The 15123-nt window shown below is 70.3% G+C and carries 14 protein-coding genes and 3 tRNA genes; 12 read left to right on the top strand and 5 right to left on the bottom strand.

Annotated elements, in window-relative coordinates; translation table 11 throughout:
- The first annotated feature begins 137 nt into the window (after positions 1-137).
- Together ACWEPL_RS01965 and gltX are read left to right on the top strand one after the other, a co-directional pair.
- Complete coding sequence (locus ACWEPL_RS01965; RefSeq protein WP_185068095.1) at positions 138-914, top strand: fumarylacetoacetate hydrolase family protein; 777 nt, start codon at positions 138-140, stop codon at positions 912-914.
- Between the two features lie 34 nt (positions 915-948).
- Positions 949-2280, top strand: a complete 1332-nt coding sequence (gene gltX / locus ACWEPL_RS01960) for a glutamate--tRNA ligase (protein ID WP_452434914.1) — start codon at positions 949-951, stop codon at positions 2278-2280.
- A 44-nt stretch (positions 2281-2324) separates the two neighbouring features.
- Here the strand turns inward: gltX and ACWEPL_RS01955 are convergent, their stop codons facing one another.
- Positions 2325-4292, bottom strand: coding sequence for a M3 family metallopeptidase (locus ACWEPL_RS01955; RefSeq protein ID WP_452434730.1), 1968 nt, complete (start codon positions 4290-4292; stop codon positions 2325-2327).
- Positions 4293-4456: 164 nt separating this feature from the next.
- Between ACWEPL_RS01955 and ACWEPL_RS01950 the strand changes: the two genes are divergently transcribed.
- Positions 4457-4528: transfer RNA gene (locus ACWEPL_RS01950), tRNA-Gln, on the top strand.
- A gap of 5 nt (positions 4529-4533) precedes the next feature.
- Here ACWEPL_RS01950 and ACWEPL_RS01945 read toward each other — a convergent pair.
- Positions 4534-5460, bottom strand: coding sequence for an alpha/beta fold hydrolase (locus tag ACWEPL_RS01945; protein WP_350729693.1), 927 nt, complete (start codon positions 5458-5460; stop codon positions 4534-4536).
- 109 nt (positions 5461-5569) lie between these two features.
- Here ACWEPL_RS01945 and ACWEPL_RS01940 point away from each other — a divergent pair, with 109 nt between their 5' ends.
- The 5 genes from ACWEPL_RS01940 to ACWEPL_RS01920 all read left to right on the top strand — a co-directional run bounded on the left by ACWEPL_RS01940 (position 5570) and on the right by ACWEPL_RS01920 (position 8834).
- Complete coding sequence (locus ACWEPL_RS01940; RefSeq protein WP_452434727.1) at positions 5570-6937, top strand: sensor histidine kinase; 1368 nt, start codon at positions 5570-5572, stop codon at positions 6935-6937.
- A 338-nt stretch (positions 6938-7275) separates the two neighbouring features.
- On the top strand, positions 7276-7890 hold the full coding sequence (locus ACWEPL_RS01935; RefSeq protein WP_192787601.1) for a response regulator: 615 nt from the start codon (positions 7276-7278) through the stop codon (positions 7888-7890).
- Between the two features lie 115 nt (positions 7891-8005).
- Complete coding sequence (locus ACWEPL_RS01930; protein WP_452434725.1) at positions 8006-8587, top strand: hypothetical protein; 582 nt, start codon at positions 8006-8008, stop codon at positions 8585-8587.
- An 80-nt stretch (positions 8588-8667) separates the two neighbouring features.
- Positions 8668-8743, top strand: a tRNA-Glu gene (locus ACWEPL_RS01925).
- Between the two features lie 18 nt (positions 8744-8761).
- Positions 8762-8834, top strand: a tRNA-Glu gene (locus tag ACWEPL_RS01920).
- 589 nt (positions 8835-9423) lie between these two features.
- On the opposite strand, the gene ACWEPL_RS01915 is transcribed toward ACWEPL_RS01920, so the two are convergent.
- Both ACWEPL_RS01915 and ACWEPL_RS01910 read right to left on the bottom strand, forming a co-directional pair.
- Positions 9424-11136: a hypothetical protein gene (locus tag ACWEPL_RS01915; RefSeq protein ID WP_363976042.1), complete on the bottom strand. Its 1713-nt coding sequence runs from the start codon at positions 11134-11136 to the stop codon at positions 9424-9426.
- A 58-nt stretch (positions 11137-11194) separates the two neighbouring features.
- Complete coding sequence (locus ACWEPL_RS01910) at positions 11195-11911, bottom strand: IclR family transcriptional regulator (protein ID WP_350729701.1); 717 nt, start codon at positions 11909-11911, stop codon at positions 11195-11197.
- 233 nt (positions 11912-12144) lie between these two features.
- Between ACWEPL_RS01910 and leuC the strand changes: the two genes are divergently transcribed.
- From leuC to ACWEPL_RS01890, 4 genes are all read left to right on the top strand, one after another.
- The gene (leuC, locus tag ACWEPL_RS01905; protein ID WP_350729703.1) at positions 12145-13530 is read left to right on the top strand and encodes a 3-isopropylmalate dehydratase large subunit; all 1386 of its coding nucleotides are present in this window, start codon (positions 12145-12147) and stop codon (positions 13528-13530) included.
- Positions 13531-13544: 14 nt separating this feature from the next.
- Entirely contained in the window at positions 13545-14132 is a 588-nt protein-coding gene (gene leuD, locus ACWEPL_RS01900) for a 3-isopropylmalate dehydratase small subunit (RefSeq protein WP_363976035.1), read from the top strand.
- Complete coding sequence (locus tag ACWEPL_RS01895; protein WP_355208881.1) at positions 14111-14338, top strand: SCO5555 family protein; 228 nt, start codon at positions 14111-14113, stop codon at positions 14336-14338. Before leuD ends, ACWEPL_RS01895 begins: the two co-directional genes overlap by 22 nt.
- A gap of 99 nt (positions 14339-14437) precedes the next feature.
- The gene (locus tag ACWEPL_RS01890; protein ID WP_350729708.1) at positions 14438-14737 is read left to right on the top strand and encodes an HU family DNA-binding protein; all 300 of its coding nucleotides are present in this window, start codon (positions 14438-14440) and stop codon (positions 14735-14737) included.
- Positions 14738-14828: 91 nt separating this feature from the next.
- On the opposite strand, the gene ACWEPL_RS01885 is transcribed toward ACWEPL_RS01890, so the two are convergent.
- Positions 14829-15068, bottom strand: a complete 240-nt coding sequence (locus ACWEPL_RS01885) for a hypothetical protein (protein ID WP_350729709.1) — start codon at positions 15066-15068, stop codon at positions 14829-14831.
- Positions 15069-15123: the final 55 nt, after the last annotated feature.

The raw sequence follows: 15123 nt of genomic DNA, 5'->3' as shown, positions 1-15123 counted from the left end.
GGGCCCCTCTCTTCGGCGACACCACCTGCTGAGAGATCCAGGCTAACGCGGGCATCCTCAGGGTCCTGCTCCTGGTCCGGCGCGGCACGAGGTACGGGTTGGGCGGAGCCTGGCGGTGGCGGCGATAGCCTTGTCAGGTGCGTATAGCGAGGTTCTCCACAGGCGAAGGCGTGTCGTTCGGCGTGGTCGAGGGCGGCCCGGGCGAGGAGGTCATCTCCGCGGTCGCCGGTCACCCGTTCGGCCAGGTGCAGTTCACCGGCGAGCGGCACCCGCTGTCCCAGGTGAAACTGCTGGCCCCGATGCTGCCGAGCAAAGTGGTCGCCATCGGCAGAAACTACGCCGAGCACGCGGCCGAGCTGGGCAACGAGGTGCCCGAGGAACCGCTGATCTTCATGAAGCCGTCCACGTCGGTGATCGGCCACGGCGAGAACATCGCGTACCCCACGACGCTGTCCGACCGCGTCGACTACGAGGGGGAGCTGGCCGTGGTGATCGGCAGGCTGTGCCGCGAGGTGCCGGTCGAGCGGGTCAAGGACGTGATCTTCGGCTACACCTGCGCCAACGACGTCACCGCCCGCGATCTCCAGAAGAAGGACGTGCAGTTCACCCGGGCCAAGGGGTTCGACACGTTCTGCCCGCTGGGGCCGTGGATCCAGACCGACCTCGACGCGAGCGACCTGGCGCTGACGACCACGGTCAACGGCGAGATCCGGCAGAGCGGCCGCACCAGCCAGCTCATCAACGACATCCCCGCGCTGGTGGCCTACGTCAGCGCGGTCATGACCCTGATCCCCGGCGACGTCATCCTGACCGGCACCCCCGCGGGCGTCGGCCCGCTCGAGATCGGCGACGAGGTCAGCGTCGGCATCGAAGGCATCGGCACACTCACGAACAAGGTGGTCTCCCGTGACTGAAGTACGGGTGCGGTTCGCCCCGTCCCCAACCGGCATGTTCCATGTGGGCGGTGCCCGCACGGCGCTGTTCAACTGGGCGCTGGCCGAGCAGTCCGGCGGCCGCTTCGTGCTGCGCATCGAGGACACCGACGCGTCGCGAAACCGTCCGGAGTGGACCGAGGGCATCATCTCCGCCCTCGACTGGATCGGCATCAACGGCGGCAACCCGGCGTTCGAGGGCCCCTACTTCCAGTCGGCGTACGAGACCCAGCACCGCGAGGCGGTGGCGAAGCTGCTGGCCGACGGCCGGGCCTACTACTGCGACTGCACGCGTGAGCTGCTGGTGGCCCGCACCGGCTCCGAGCACCGAGGCTACGACGGCCACTGCCGCGACCGCGGCCTGACCGAGGGCGCGGTCCGCTTCCGCACCCCCGACGACGGCGTCACGGTCGTCGAGGACCTCATCCGGGGCAACGTGGAGTTCCCCAACGAGGCGCAGGAGGACTTCGTCATCGCCCGCACCGACGGCTCGCCGCTCTACGTGCTGGCCAACGCGGTCGACGACATCACCCAGAACATCACCCACGTCGTCCGCGGCGAGGAGCACCTGGGCAACGCCGCCAAGCAGATGCTGCTGTGGCCGGCGCTGGGCGCCACGCCGCCGGTCTGGGCGCACCTGCCGGTGATCGTCAACGAGCAGCGCAAGAAGCTGTCCAAGCGCCGCGACAAGGTGGCCCTGGAGGACTACCGCGCGGAGGGCTACCTCGCGGAGTCCACGGTCAACTACCTGATGCTGCTGGGCTGGGGGCCGGGCGAGGACCGCGAGATCATGCCGTGGTCCGAGATGATGCCGCTGTTCCGGCTGGAGGACGTCAACTCCGCCAGCGCGTTCTTCGACGAGAAGAAGCTGCGCGCGTTCAACGGCGAGTACATCCGGGCGCTGCCGCTGGAGACGTTCGAGCAGCGCTGCGAGCCCTACCTCGACCCGTCCTGGGACCGCGAGCTGTTCAGCAAGGTCGCGGCGCTGGCCCAGACCCGCATCGCGGTGCTGTCGGAGATCCGGCAGAACGTCGACTTCCTCTTCCTCGACGAGCCGGTCTTCGACCAGGCGTCCTGGGACAAGGCGATGAAGAACTCGCCGGTGGAGATCCTCACCGACTACCTGTCGCGGCTGGAGACGGTCAGCTGGGACCCCGAGTCGCTCAAGGAGGCGCTGGAGGAGGTCGGGACCGCGTACGGGCTCAAGCTCGGCAAGGCCCAGGCGCCGGTCCGCGTGGCGATCACCGGCCGGACGGTGGGCCTGCCGCTGTTCGAGTCGATCGAGGTGCTGGGCCGCGCCCGGGCGCAGGAGCGCCTGCGCGCCGCGCTGGCCCGCCTGAAGGGCTGATCCGGCGACCGGCGGCCCGCAGGGCGGGCCGCCGGCGCACGGGCTCAGTCGAGGCCGCGGCGGACGAGCAGCGGCTGGATGCTGGGCTCGCGCCCGCGGAAGTTGCGGAACGCGGTCAGCGGGTCGAGGCTGCCGCCGCGGGAGAGCAGCTCGCGGCGGAAGTGGTCACCGTTGGCCCTGGTGAGCCCGCCGTTCTCCTTGAACCACTCCACGCTCTCCGCGTCGAGCACCTCGCTCCAGATGTAGGAGTAGTAGCCCGCGCTGTAGCCGCCGGAGAAGATGTGGGCGAAGTAGTTGGTCCTGTAACGCGGCCCGACCTGTGGCACGGCGATCTGGGAGGCCTCCAGGGCCGCGGACTCGAACGCCTCGGGGTCGGCCACCGTCTCTCCGGACGCCAGCTTGTGCCAGGCCCAGTCGAGCAGGGTCGCGGCGAGATATTCGACGGTCTTGAAGCCCTGGTTGAACTTCTCCGCCGCCTGCAGCTTCTCCACCAGCTCGGCCGGCATCGGCTCGCCCGTCTCGTGGTGCTTGGCGTAGTTGGCCAGCACCTCGGGCCAGGTCACCCACATTTCGTTGACCTGTGACGGGTACTCGACGAAGTCGCGCGGCACGTGGGTGCCCGACACGCGCGGGAAGCGCACCTGGGAGAACAGCCCGTGCAGCGCGTGCCCGAACTCGTGGAAGGCCGTGTTGACCTCGTCGTACGTCAGCAGCGTCGGCCCCGAGGCCGGCTTGGTGACGTTGAGGTTGTTGATGACCACCGGCAGCTGCCCGAACAGGAACGACTGGTCGACCAGGTTGTTCATCCACGCGCCACCGCGCTTGGTCTCCCTCGCGTACGGGTCGAGCACGAACAGCCCCAGCCGGCTCCCGTCCTCGTCGAACACCTCGTACACCGTCACGTCGGGGTGGTATCCGCCCAGGTCGGGCCGCTCGGTGAAGGTGAGGCCGTACAGCTTCCCGGCCGCGAAGAAGATGCCGTCACGGTAGACGCGGTCGAGCTCGAAGTACGGCCGCATCTCGGCGGCGTCGAAGTCGTAGCGGGCCTGGCGCACCTTCTCGGAGTAGTACGACCAGTCCCACGGCTCGATGTCGAACCCGGCCTGCTCCGACAGCGCCTCGGCCTCCTTGCGCGCGTTGCGCACGGCGGGGGCGACGAGCTGGCCGAGCATCTCCTCGACCGCCTCGACGGTCTTGGCCGTCTGGTCGGCCACCACGTACGCCGCGTGGCTGGCGAACCCCAGCAGCTCCGCCCGCTCGGCCCGCAGCGCCGCCATCCTGGCCGCCAGCTCGAAGTTGCCGGGCGCCCGCCCGACGCTCAGCTCGTACAGCCTGCGGCGCACGTCGCGGTCGGTGAGCTGGGCCAGGCCCGGCTGGAGGGTGAAGTTGAGCAGCGGCAGGACGTACTTGCCGTCCTTGAGCAGCGACTCGATCTTGGCCTGGTCGAAGCCGTCGAGCTCCTTGGGGTCCGACACCACCAGCGCCGACTCCGTCGAGGCCTTCAGCAGCGTCTGCGCGAACTCCGTCGAGAGCTTCGACAGCTCCTCGTTGAGCTGCCGGAGCCGGTCCTGGTCCGGCTCCGACAGGTCGGCGCCCGCCCTGATGAAGTCCTCCCGGTACTTCTCCAGCAGCCAGGCCTCCTCGGGATCCTCCGTGGACACCTGCTTGATGCGCGCCCACAGCGCCCGGTTGAGCCGGATCGCGTCGCCGTGCCTGGTCAGCTGGGGAGAGATCTCCTTCTCGATCTCCATGATGCCGTCGGTGGTGTTGGAGGCGGCGATGCTGAAGAAGACCGTGGCCGTGCGGTCGAGAATCCGTCCCGACCGCTCGAGCGCGGCGATCGTGTTGTCGAACGTCGGCGCCTCGGTGCTGCCTGCGATCGCGTCGACCTCCGCCAGCTGCTCCGCCATGCCGCGCTCGAACGCGGGCAGGTAGTGCTCCTCGCGGACGTTGGCGAAGGGCGGCAGTTCGTACGGCAGGTCGCTAGGGGTGAAGAACGGGTTACCGGCCAACGGTGGGGCTCCTCCACGTGGTGTTTTGTCCCCTTCAGCTTGGCACGTGAGGGCCGCTGCTGTGGGCGCTGGAGGGTTCGTTGGCTATTCGTTTTGGTCTTAGCCCCAGAGCTGGGCTATTCTTTCGGACGTCGCCGAGAGCGCCCTCCAGGGGTCGCAAGCGGTGGGGTATGGTGTAATTGGCAGCACGACTGATTCTGGTTCAGTTAGTCTAGGTTCGAGTCCTGGTACCCCAGCTTTATCATTTCGCCAGTTTGTGCAGGATTTCGGTAATCAGCCGGTACGTTCTTGCCGTCGGCGCATGCGAAGCCTCCACCGAGTAAACCTTGAACTTGTTGCCTGGCGTGGCCGCATCCGCTTCCTTGATCATCCGGTCCTGCAGTGCGAGCGGGATCACCCTGTCCCGCGTGTGCCTGATGTAGACGCGCGGCACCCGTCCCCACGCCTCCTTGCGCCCCCGAGCGTCGGCGCTCCCCACCAGGAGACTCTCATCCGGCAGCAACGTGTTCAGCATGGCCAGGAGCTCGCCCTCGCTCGCCTCCGCCATGAACGCCGCCTTGACCGCGTCCAGAAACTTCCTGTCGCCGGTCCGCCAGTTCATGCGGATCGCGCCGATCACCCTCGGGTCGGCGATGATGCCCGCCGCCACGCTGCCCGCCAGGCTCTCCTTGCCCTCCGGCGTCCCCAGATAGTCGTTGGGCGAGCTCAGCTTCGTGCAGCAGAACGCGGTGTCGTAGACGAGCAGGTCGATCAGGTCGGGCACCGCGTCGGCCGCCTTCGTGATGGTCGCGCCGCCCAGGCTGCCGCCCACCAGGATCACCGGACCGTAGCCGGAGACCCGGCGCACGGCGTCCACCGTGGCCTCGACATAGTCGTCCAGCGTGACCCCCGCCACCGGCGACGGCAGCGTCGCCAGCTTCTCCAGGTCCTGCGGGGTCTGGTAGGCGAGGTGAAACTGCTCCTCGGGGCCGTGCCCCGGCAGTGCCACACCCACGGTGCGGTGGCCGCGCAGCGTCAGCTCGGAGTCGCCGCTGGCCGAGCCGTTCGCGCCGGTCACGAAGACGTACGTGGTCACCTCCCGCCTCGGCTTGGCGGCCTGGGCGCCCACGGCGCCCGCGCCCGCGACGGCGGCGTACTGAAACATGTCCCTACGGGTCGGAAAGCTCATGACTCGATGTTCGCCCAGCTCAGGGTGGGTGCGCATCGCCTGCCCGGCTCGTCGTGCGGTGGACGTCCGGCATCCACCGATCGGTTGACGCCATGCCAGGCTTGACCCCATGAGCTGGCTCGACGGGCGCGAACGCGGGGCCTTTCTGTGCCTCGCCTACGGACTGCTCGGGATCTCCTCGACCGCGGCCGCCCTCGCGGACGTGCCCTGGCCCCTCCTCCGCTGGCTGGCCGGTCCCTTGCCGGCCTGGCTCGCCGAAGCGGCAGGCCCGGGGTGGGCGGCGACGGGCGGCCTCCCGACGGCGTGGACTGCGACGGGCGGCGGCCCTGCGGCGACGTGGACGGCGGTCGCCGGGTCGTGGTCCGGCGGGCCGGCCGCCGACTTCGGCCCCGGCCCGGCGGCGTTCGCGCCGTGGTGGCCGGCGGTCGCGCTGGCCGCGGCGGTGTGGGTGGCGCCGATCGCCTGGCTCTACCCCCGCAGGGACACGCGCCGCGCGCTCGTCGTGGGCCACTTCCTCGTACTGATCGCGCTCGCCGCCGTGCTGACGGCCGCGAGCCCCGCCTTCATCGTGTTCGCCTCGATCGGCTACCCGCTGGCCAGCGCCCTGCTCCCGGCCCGGCTGACCATGGCGGGCGTGACGCTCACCGCCATCGTCATCGTGACGGCCCAGGCAGGGCCGGGCGCCCGGGGCACCCTGCTCACCGTGATCGCGGGCGTGGCGCTGCCGCTGGTCGTGGCCGGCTGGTACGTCTCCGGCGAGCACGACAAGCGCCGCCGCCTGGTCGAGCGCCTGCGCGCCGCCATGGCCGAGAACGCCTCCCTCAACGCCCGGCTCCTCGACCAGGCCAGGCGGGCGGGCGTGCTCGACGAGCGGCACCGCGTGGCGGGCGAGATCCACGACACGGTCGCCCAGGACCTCGTCGCCCTGATCGGCCAGCTCAACGCCGCCGACCGCACCTCCCGGGCCGAGACCCGCCGCCGCCACCTCGACCAGGCCGCCGAGCTGGCCCGCCGCAGTCTCTCCGAGGCCCGCCGGTCCGTACGCGCCCTGCGCCCGGAGCCGCTGGAGACCTCGAAGCTCCCGGACGCGATCACCGACCTGGCCGAGTCGTGGTCGCGGTCGGCCGGCGTCGACCTGACCCTCGAGATCACCGGCACGCCGGTCGCCCTGGCCGCCCCCATCGAGGACACGCTGTTCCGCGTGGCCCAGGAGGCCCTGGCCAACGTCGCCAAGCACGCCAGGGCCTCCAGGACGGGCCTGACCCTGTCGTACACGGACGAAAGCATCCTCCTCGACATTCGAGACGACGGCGCTGGTTTCGCCTCGCAGGAGCCCGCTGACGGCTTCGGCGTCGACGGAATGCGCCAACGCGTCCGCGCCGTCGGCGGCACCCTCGACATCGAGTCCACCCCCGGCCAGGGCACCGCCGTAGCCGCCGCCATCCCCGCGATCCCCGCCGAGGACGACCCTCCATGATCCGCGAGCCGGCCACGGCCACCACCCGGGAGAGACCGCCGCCCCCTGCTCCCCGTCCCCAACGCCCGCCCTGCTCGCCGTCCCCCACGCCCGCCCGCCCTGCTCGCCCCCAACGCTCTCCCGCCCTGCTCGCCGTCCCCAACGCCCGCCTGTCCCGTCCAGGCCTCCTCAGCCCTCTTCCCAAAGGCGGAAGTCGTGCGCACGCATGACACGGCGCTACCAGTGAGGCGCCCCCGCGCCCTGTTCGTCGGATGTGTGGTCAGCCGGCCCTCGGCCCAAGGAGGGGCGATGGATGAGACCCTGACGAGGGACGACGGGTGCCGGCCGGAAGGGGAGAGATGCGGCTGAGGCTGCTGATAGCGGACGATCACCCCATCGTGCGCGACGGCCTGCGCGCGGCACTCGGCGGCGAGCCCGACCTTGAGATCGTCGGCGAGGCGGCCGACGGCGCGGAGGCCGTACGCCTGGCCGCGGAGCTCGAGCCCGACATCGTCCTCATGGACCTGCGCATGCCGGGGATGGACGGCGTCACCGCCATCCGCCGCCTCAGCGGCACGGGCCCGCGGGTGCTGGTCCTGACCACGTTCGACACCGACGTCCTGCCCGCCCTCGAAGCGGGCGCCACCGGCTACCTGTTGAAGGACGCCCCGCCGGAGGAGCTGGTGCGCGCCGTCCGAGCCACCCACCGGGGCGAGACCGTCCTCGCCCCCGCCGTGGCCGGCCGGCTCGCGGCGGCCCTCCGCAAGCCCACCAGGGGCAGGCTCAGCAAACGGGAGCTGGAGGTGCTGCGCCTGGTGGCCGGGGGAGCGACGAACAAGGTGGCGGCGGCGAGCCTGTTCATCAGCGAGGCCAGCGTCAAGACCCACCTCCTGCACATCTACGCCAAGCTCGACGTCCGCGACCGCGCCTCCGCCGTGGCCGAGGCCTACCGCCGCGGCCTCCTCACCGACTGACAGTGACGATGGAGACGAGCGCTTCCCCGGCCAGGTTTTGACCCACCGACCGGCAGCGGGCGAGGGGCGTGAGGGTGGAGTCACAGCAGTGGTTTGGGTAGAGTCCGCCCGACTTATGGATGAGTTTCGTATTCGCGCGGGCAACTTCCCGCGCCTCGTCGCCCCGTTCGTCGCTCCGCTCGCCCTCTTCTTCGTCGTCTGCCTGCTCCTTGGCGCCATCTTCACCGGCAGCACCCCGCTGGGCGCCGTCATCGGGACGCTGGCCACCGCTGGCCTTCTGGCCGTGCTCGTGGCCAAGCACCGCCGCCTGGCCACCGGCACCGTCGTCCGCTTCTCCGCCGACGGCGTGGAGCTGACCGACTCGTACGGCTTCCGCGTCCACCTCCGCTGGCCCGACATCACCAGGATCGACGTCGTGGACACCCAACTGGCCGGCCCCAGGCGCATCGGCCGTCCGGGCGGCGTGCGGGTACGGGTGGAGCCGCTGCGTTCGGTGGGGCTCGTCGGGTGGGGCGAGCGTACGGTGCCGCCGCGGGTGCCGGGCTGGATGCGCGAGCGGCTGGCCCGCGTCCCCGTGGACCCGGCCACTGGCCGGCCGGAGGTGGCGATCCCGCTCGGAGAGTTCGACCCGCTGTGGGAAGGCGGGGCTATGGGGGCTTGGGTACGCCGCCACAGGCCCGACCTGATGGGCCGTTAAGCAGTTTGGTGTGGTCTCCGGGGTGCGGTAGAGTTACCTGCGTTGCCGGGGAGATCCCGGCACCAGCAGCTTGTGGACAGGGTCCCGTCGTCTAGTGGCCCAGGACGCCGCCCTCTCAAGGCGGTAGCGCCGGTTCGAATCCGGTCGGGACTACCACTGTCACAAGCCCGCGAAGGTCCCGTCGTCTAGTGGCCCAGGACGCCGCCCTCTCAAGGCGGTAGCGCCGGTTCGAATCCGGTCGGGACTACGTCTATCACACTCGCTCCGGCGCTCACAGCCCGGAGCGTTTCTGTTTTCCGCTCCCGCCTGCCACGTCTCCCTGGACAAAACCCACCCAGATGCGGCGCCTCGCCGACCCGAGGCGTCCGGCCCCGTTCGGTGGGCGCTCGCTGTGGAGTCCGAGGCCCACGAAGCCTGGCCGCGTGTGGTGCTTGCTCTCCCAAGGCGTCCGGCCCTTGCGGCTGCTCGTCGTGAGCGTAAAAAGCGCCAGGAGTCCGGGGCACGTGCGGTGGGTCGCCGCCCCGAGACGGCCGGCTACGTGCGATGAGTGGGCTGCTCCTCACGAGCGTGCGAAGCTCAGGAGGCCAGGCCGCGCGGTGGTTGCCGGTTCGAGGGGTTCGGCTCCGTGCGGTGGTGATCGCTGTGGGCGTGCAGGGCCCAGGGACCCGGTTACGCGTGGCGGGCCCGAGGTGTCCGGCCGCGTGCGGGTGCAGGCCCGAGGTGTCCGGCCGCGTGTGGTGGGTGGCTCGCCTGAGAAGTTCTGAGAAGCGGGGGGTTCCGGGGGCCGGAAGTGGAAAGGCCCCCGCCGAGTGGCGAGGGCCTCCGTGGAGCGGTGGTTACACGGAGCGTGCCTTGAAGAGGGCGCGGCGGGCCGTCTTGGCGACCTGCTTGTCCGGGTGGACCTGGGAGATCAGGTCCAGCAGCTCCTCCACGTGCGCGTGCGGAATCCGCCAGATCACCTCGAGCAGGTTGTTGACCATCTCCGGCCCGATGTCCCGCAGGCTGCTCACGAACTCGGAACGCCCCAGCCCGGCCGAGATCGTCCACATGTCCAGGATCAGCCAGTGGGTGTCGTCCTGGGTGGGCTCGGGTGCCCCCTCGACCTCCAGCTGGCTCAGGTGCGTGGCCGCGTAGGGCCGGAGCGAGGGCTGTTTGAGCGCCGCCTGCCAGGCCGGGATGGCGGCCTCGCCCAGGGTGCCGACCACGCTGGCCGCCTGCACCCTGATCAGCGCGTCGCTCTCGTCCTCGGCCGCCGCCTCCAGCAGCTCCTCGGCCGCCTTGCCCGGCTCCCGGAGCCGCATCCAGGCCGCGAACTCCGCGTCGGCCTCGTCCTCGGGCAGCTCGGCGCTGAGCGCCAGCAGCTCGTGGGCGCTCATGGACTCGATCGCGGGCCGCGCGTCCACTTCGATGTCGGCGTCGTCCACCAGGTGGACGACCCCCTCGGTGCCGAGCGGCGTGAGGCGGACGGTGCTGCCGTCGACCTCGACCATGCCGTACCCGACGAGCCAGTCGATCGCGGGGGCCAGCGGTTCGCCTGCCGCCTCCCACGCGTCAGAGCCCAGCTCGTCGAGGTCGGCGGCGGACTCGGCCAGGTCCTGCGCCAGGTCGTCGAGCTCGCGCGAGCCCCCCGCCAGCAGCAGCCTGACCAGCAGGCCCCGGGTCAGGCCCGCCAGCGCCATCGTGAGGTCTTCGTCGCTCAGCTCCGGGTCGCCGTAGTCGACGGAGTGGAGCCCGAGCATCCAGGCGTCGAGAACGTCCTCGTCGTCGTCGAACGGCCACTCAGAGGTGTCGTCCTGCACCGCGACCGTGTTGCCCTCGCCGGGCTGGAGGAACTCCAGGTCCACGGCCAGGTTCCAGATGTTCCAGAGCTGCGGGACGACCTCGGCGATCGGGCCGTCGGTGTCGGGCCTGGGCAGCCCGACGGCCGCCAGCGCCTCCTCCACCTCGGCGTCGGTGAGCAGGGTGTCCTCGCCCACCCGGCGGCCGGAACCCACCCAGAGGGCGAGGTCGCGGGCCTTGGCCACCAGCGGCGCCTGCCGGGCCGCCGCGGCGAGCTCCGAGTCGGGCCGCAGCCTGATCGTGTCGAGTTCGGCGAGGTCGTCCGCGAACGGCTCGAAATCGCCCAGGTCGCCGACCTCGTCCTCCCCGTCGTCGTCGCCCTCGGCGTCGTCGAGCAGCTCTTCCATGAGGTCGACGAACTCGTCCTCGACGTCGTCGAGCTCAGCTTGCAGATCGGCGAGGGAGTCCGAGCCCTCGGCCAGCCTGCCGGTCTGGGAGAGGAACGTCAGGTACGCGTCCACGGCCGGGAGCATCCCGTCGGCGGCGGCGTCGGGATCCTCCACGACCTTGGGCATGCGGTCGAGCAGCAGGTTGCGCAGGTCAGCACGCTTCCACGTGCCGAGGTCCTGCGAGAAGGCGAGACGGTGCCACAGTGCGGCAGGCCCCACGAGCTCGGGGTCGCTTCCGGGCGCGTTCGCACGCGCCCACATGATGAACTCTTCGAGCAGGGGTCGCAGCTCAGTGGCGGCTACCTCGATGCGATCTGTCACGCACTCAGGCTAGTGCGCCCACGAGGCACTCGGCTCCCCAAATACCTGCTTTCGCCGATCATGACGTGCGACGCATTGCCTCCGTTATACGTTCGGCCGCCGCCATAACGGGCACCGCGTGGAGCCGGCCCGGCGCCCTCGTGAGCCGTTCGATGGGGCCGGAGACCGACACGGCCGCGATCACCTTGCCGCCGCTGCCCCTTATGGGCGCCGACACGCTGGCCACCCCCTGCTCGCGCTCGCCGACGCTGTGGGCCCAGCCGCGGCGCCGTACGGAGGCGAGGGTGGCGGCGCTGAACTTGGCGCCGCGCAGGCCGCGGTGCAGCCGGTCCGGCTCCTCCCATGCCAGCAGTATCTGCGCGGCCGAGCCCGCCGACATGGGCAGCGCGGAGCCCACCGGCACGGTGTCCCGCAGGCCGCTCGCGCGTTCGGCGGCCGCGACGCAGACGCGCTCGTCGCCCTGCCGGCGGTAGAGTTGCGCGCTCTCTCCAGTGAGATCCCTGAGCTGCATCAGTACGGGGGCGGCCACCGCCAGCAGCCGGTCCTCGCCGGCCGCGGTGGACAACTCGGAAAGCCGGGGACCCAGGACGAACCTGCCCTGTGTGTCACGACTCACAATGCGGTGGTGCTCAAGTGCGACGGCCAGCCGATGGGCCGTGGGGCGGGCCAGACCGGTGGCCTGGACGAGCTGCGCCAGTGAAGCGGGTCCCGCTTCGAGGGCATTGAGTACAAGAACGGCCTTGTCGAGTACTCCGACTCCGCTAGAGTTGTCCATACACCGATACTGCCGTCTCGACATATGAGAAGGCAAGTCGGAGGCAAACTCCCGCCGCGAGGGAGCGCCGGTCTCTGGACTGAAGAACGAAAGGGACCGACCTGAGCGACCGGGCCGCGATGCGAAGCATCGTAAAGGCACGGAGGGAGCGCTGGTCCCCCGGAGCGGCGACCGGCGGGACCGGGCCTGAGCAAGCGGTGCGATGGCGCACCGCGAACAAACAGGAGGAGATCATGGGCCGCACACTGGCCGAGAAGGTCTGGGAGCAGCACGTAGTCCGGCGTGCCGAGGGCGAACCGGACCTGCTCTATATCGACCTGCACCTCATTCACGAGGTGACCAGCCCGCAGGCGTTCGACGGGCTCCGTCTCGCCGGCCGGAAGGTGCGGCGGCCCGATCTCACGATCGCCACCGAGGACCACAACGTGCCGACCGTGCTCGGCCCGATCTCCGACCCGGTGTCCAAGACGCAGGTCGAGACGCTGCGCAAGAACGCCGCCGAGTTCGGCATCAGGCTCCATCCGATGGGCGACGCCGGTCAGGGCGTGGTGCACATCATCGGCCCGCAGTTCGGGCTGACGCAGCCGGGCATGACGATCGTGTGCGGTGACTCCCACACCTCGACGCACGGCGCGTTCGGCGGCATCGCGTTCGGCATCGGCACCTCCGAGGTCGAGCACGTGCTGGCCACGCAGACGCTGCCCGCGTACCGGCCGAAGACGATGGCGATCGAGGTCTCCGGCGAGCTGCCCGCCGGCGTGACCGCCAAGGACCTGATCCTGGCCATCATCGCCAAGATCGGCACCGGCGGCGGCCAGGGTTACATCGTGGAGTACCGCGGCGAGGCTGTCCGCAAGCTCTCCATGGAGGGCCGCATGACGGTCTGCAACATGTCGATCGAGGCGGGCGCCCGCGCCGGCATGATCGCGCCGGACGAGACCACGTTCGAGTACCTGAAGGGCCGCCCGCACGCGCCCGAGGGCGAGGCGTGGGACCAGGCCGTCGCGTACTGGAAGACGCTGCGCACCGACGACGACGCCGTGTTCGACAAGGTCGTGGAGATCGACGCCACGACGCTGACCCCGTACGTCACGTGGGGCACCAACCCGGGCCAGGGCCTGCCGCTGGGCGAGTCCGTCCCGTCCCCGGAGAGCTTCTCCGACCCGGTCGAGCGCTCGGCCGCCGAGCGGGCGCTGGAGTACATGGGCCTGACCGCCGGCACGCCGCTGCGTGAGATCGAGGTCGACACCGTGTTCGTCGGCTCGTGCACCAACGGCCGCATCGAGGACCTGCGCTCGGCCGCCGAGATCCTGCGCGGCCGCCAGGTGAAGACCCGCACGCTGATCGTGCCCGGCTCGATGCTGGTCAAGCTGCAGGCCGAGCAGGAGGGCCTGCACGAGGTGTTCAAGGCTGCCGGCGCCGAGTGGCGCGAGGCCGGCTGCTCGATGTGCCTGGGCATGAACCCCGACACGCTCCAGCCCGGCGAGCGCAGCGCCTCCACCTCCAACCGCAACTTCGAGGGCCGCCAGGGCAAGGGCGGCCGCACCCACCTGGTGTCGCCGCAGGTCGCCGCCGCGACCGCCGTCACCGGCCGTCTGACCGCGCCCGCCGACCTGTAAGGAGACCTGGACCGATGGAAGCATTCACCACCCACACCGGTACGGCGGTGCCGCTGCGCCGCAGCAACGTCGACACCGACCAGATCATCCCGGCCGTCTGGCTCAAGCAGGTCAGCCGCACCGGGTTCGAGAAGGGCCTGTTCGCGGCCTGGCGCGAGGACCCGACGTTCGTGCTGAACGACCCGTCCTACGAGGGCGGCTCGATCCTCGTCTCCGGCCCCGACTTCGGCACCGGCTCCTCGCGCGAGCACGCGGTCTGGGCGCTGCAGCAGTACGGGTTCCGCGTCGTGATCGCCGCCCGCTTCGGCGACATCTTCCGCAACAACTCCACGAAGATGGGCCTGCTGCCGGTCATCCTGCCGGGCGACAAGGTCGAGGCGCTGCAGTCGGCCGTCGAGGCGGACCCGAAGCTCGAGGTCACCGTCGACCTGGTCGAACGCCAGGTCCGCTGGGCCGATGAGGCCGTGTCGTTCGAGATCGACGACTACACCCGCTGGCGGCTCATGGAGGGCCTCGACGACATCGGGCTGACCCTGCGTCACGCCGACGATGTGGCGTCGTACGAGAATGGTCGGCAGCCATGGCTGCCGACGACCGTCTAGAAGACGACGAACTGGCGCGGCGGTTGCGCGAGGCGCACCGCCGCGTCCGCATGCTTCCCCCAGCCGAGAAGGACCGGCTGGCCCGCCGCTACCTCGCGATTTGCGATCTGGCGAAGCGTGACCCGGAAAGGGCCGCCGCCCGACTCGACGCCTTTCTGGCCTCTCTCGACACGCCACGTAGTGAGGAAAACGCGCTAGGTGATTGAGTTCACCGGCGATCCCGCCTACTTTCAAGCCCGTAAGGGGTTTCTAGGGCGAACTCATGAGCTGGAACCCCGAGCCGTAACTGGGGGAGCAGGACTTTCATGAACAAGCGAGAACTCGTCGAGGCCATCGCTGATCGGGTTGGCGACAGGAAGACGGCCACCGAGGCCGTGAACGCGGTCATCGACACCATCCAGAAGGCCGTGGCGAGCGGCGACAAGGTCTCGATCACGGGCTTCGGCGCATTCGAGATGGTGAACAAGCCCGCCCGCACGGCCAGGAACCCGTCGACCGGCGCGGAAATCAACGTCCCCGAGAGCTGGGGGCCGAAGTTCCGCCCGGGATCCGACTTCAAGGAACTGGTCAACCAGGGCGGCAAGAAAGCCGGAAAGAAGAAGTAAACCCAGCACGCGCTTCCGCCCGGGCCATCGGCCCGGGCGTTTCGCATTTCGGCCCGCAATCGGCCGGGCCGCGACCCGGCAAATGGGCCTGTTACTCGGAATCGCCCGCCGGCGGGCGGCCGCGGAAGGCGTCCGGGACCGGGAAGGTCGAGAGCGTGATGTAGGCGATCTCCTCGCCGGACATCCCGATGTTGACCCGCTGTCCCGTGCGCAGCAGCCGCAGCGGCCCCGCGTCGAAGGCGGACGTGCCGAACTCCAGCACGGTCCCGTCGTCGAGGAACACCGTCCCCGAGCGCGTGGCCTCGTCGAAGCTGCGTACCGTTCCCTGCACGCTGATCAGCGTAATTCGTTTGCCCCTTGCCCGGCCAGGCGGCAAAGATCGAGAG

This window comes from Nonomuraea sp. NPDC004186 (assembly GCF_053603495.1).
The sequence above is the reverse complement of the archived record's forward strand: the minus strand, read 5'-3'. Positions and strand labels throughout refer to the sequence as shown.

Excerpts from the sequence above, each read along its gene's own strand:
- gltX (WP_452434914.1), top strand. The coding sequence starts at position 949 with ATGTTCCATGTGGGCGGTGCCCGCACGGCGCTGTTCAACTGGGCGCTG.
- ACWEPL_RS01945 (WP_350729693.1), bottom strand. The coding sequence starts at position 5,460 with ATGAGCTTTCCGACCCGTAGGGACATGTTTCAGTACGCCGCCGTCGCG.
- ACWEPL_RS01940 (WP_452434727.1), top strand. The coding sequence starts at position 5,570 with ATGAGCTGGCTCGACGGGCGCGAACGCGGGGCCTTTCTGTGCCTCGCC.
- ACWEPL_RS01935 (WP_192787601.1), top strand. The coding sequence starts at position 7,276 with ATGCGGCTGAGGCTGCTGATAGCGGACGATCACCCCATCGTGCGCGAC.
- ACWEPL_RS01930 (WP_452434725.1), top strand. The coding sequence starts at position 8,006 with ATGGATGAGTTTCGTATTCGCGCGGGCAACTTCCCGCGCCTCGTCGCC.
- ACWEPL_RS01910 (WP_350729701.1), bottom strand. The coding sequence starts at position 11,911 with ATGGACAACTCTAGCGGAGTCGGAGTACTCGACAAGGCCGTTCTTGTA.
- leuC (WP_350729703.1), top strand. The coding sequence starts at position 12,145 with ATGGGCCGCACACTGGCCGAGAAGGTCTGGGAGCAGCACGTAGTCCGG.
- leuD (WP_363976035.1), top strand. The coding sequence starts at position 13,545 with ATGGAAGCATTCACCACCCACACCGGTACGGCGGTGCCGCTGCGCCGC.
- ACWEPL_RS01895 (WP_355208881.1), top strand. The coding sequence starts at position 14,111 with ATGGCTGCCGACGACCGTCTAGAAGACGACGAACTGGCGCGGCGGTTG.
- ACWEPL_RS01890 (WP_350729708.1), top strand. The coding sequence starts at position 14,438 with ATGAACAAGCGAGAACTCGTCGAGGCCATCGCTGATCGGGTTGGCGAC.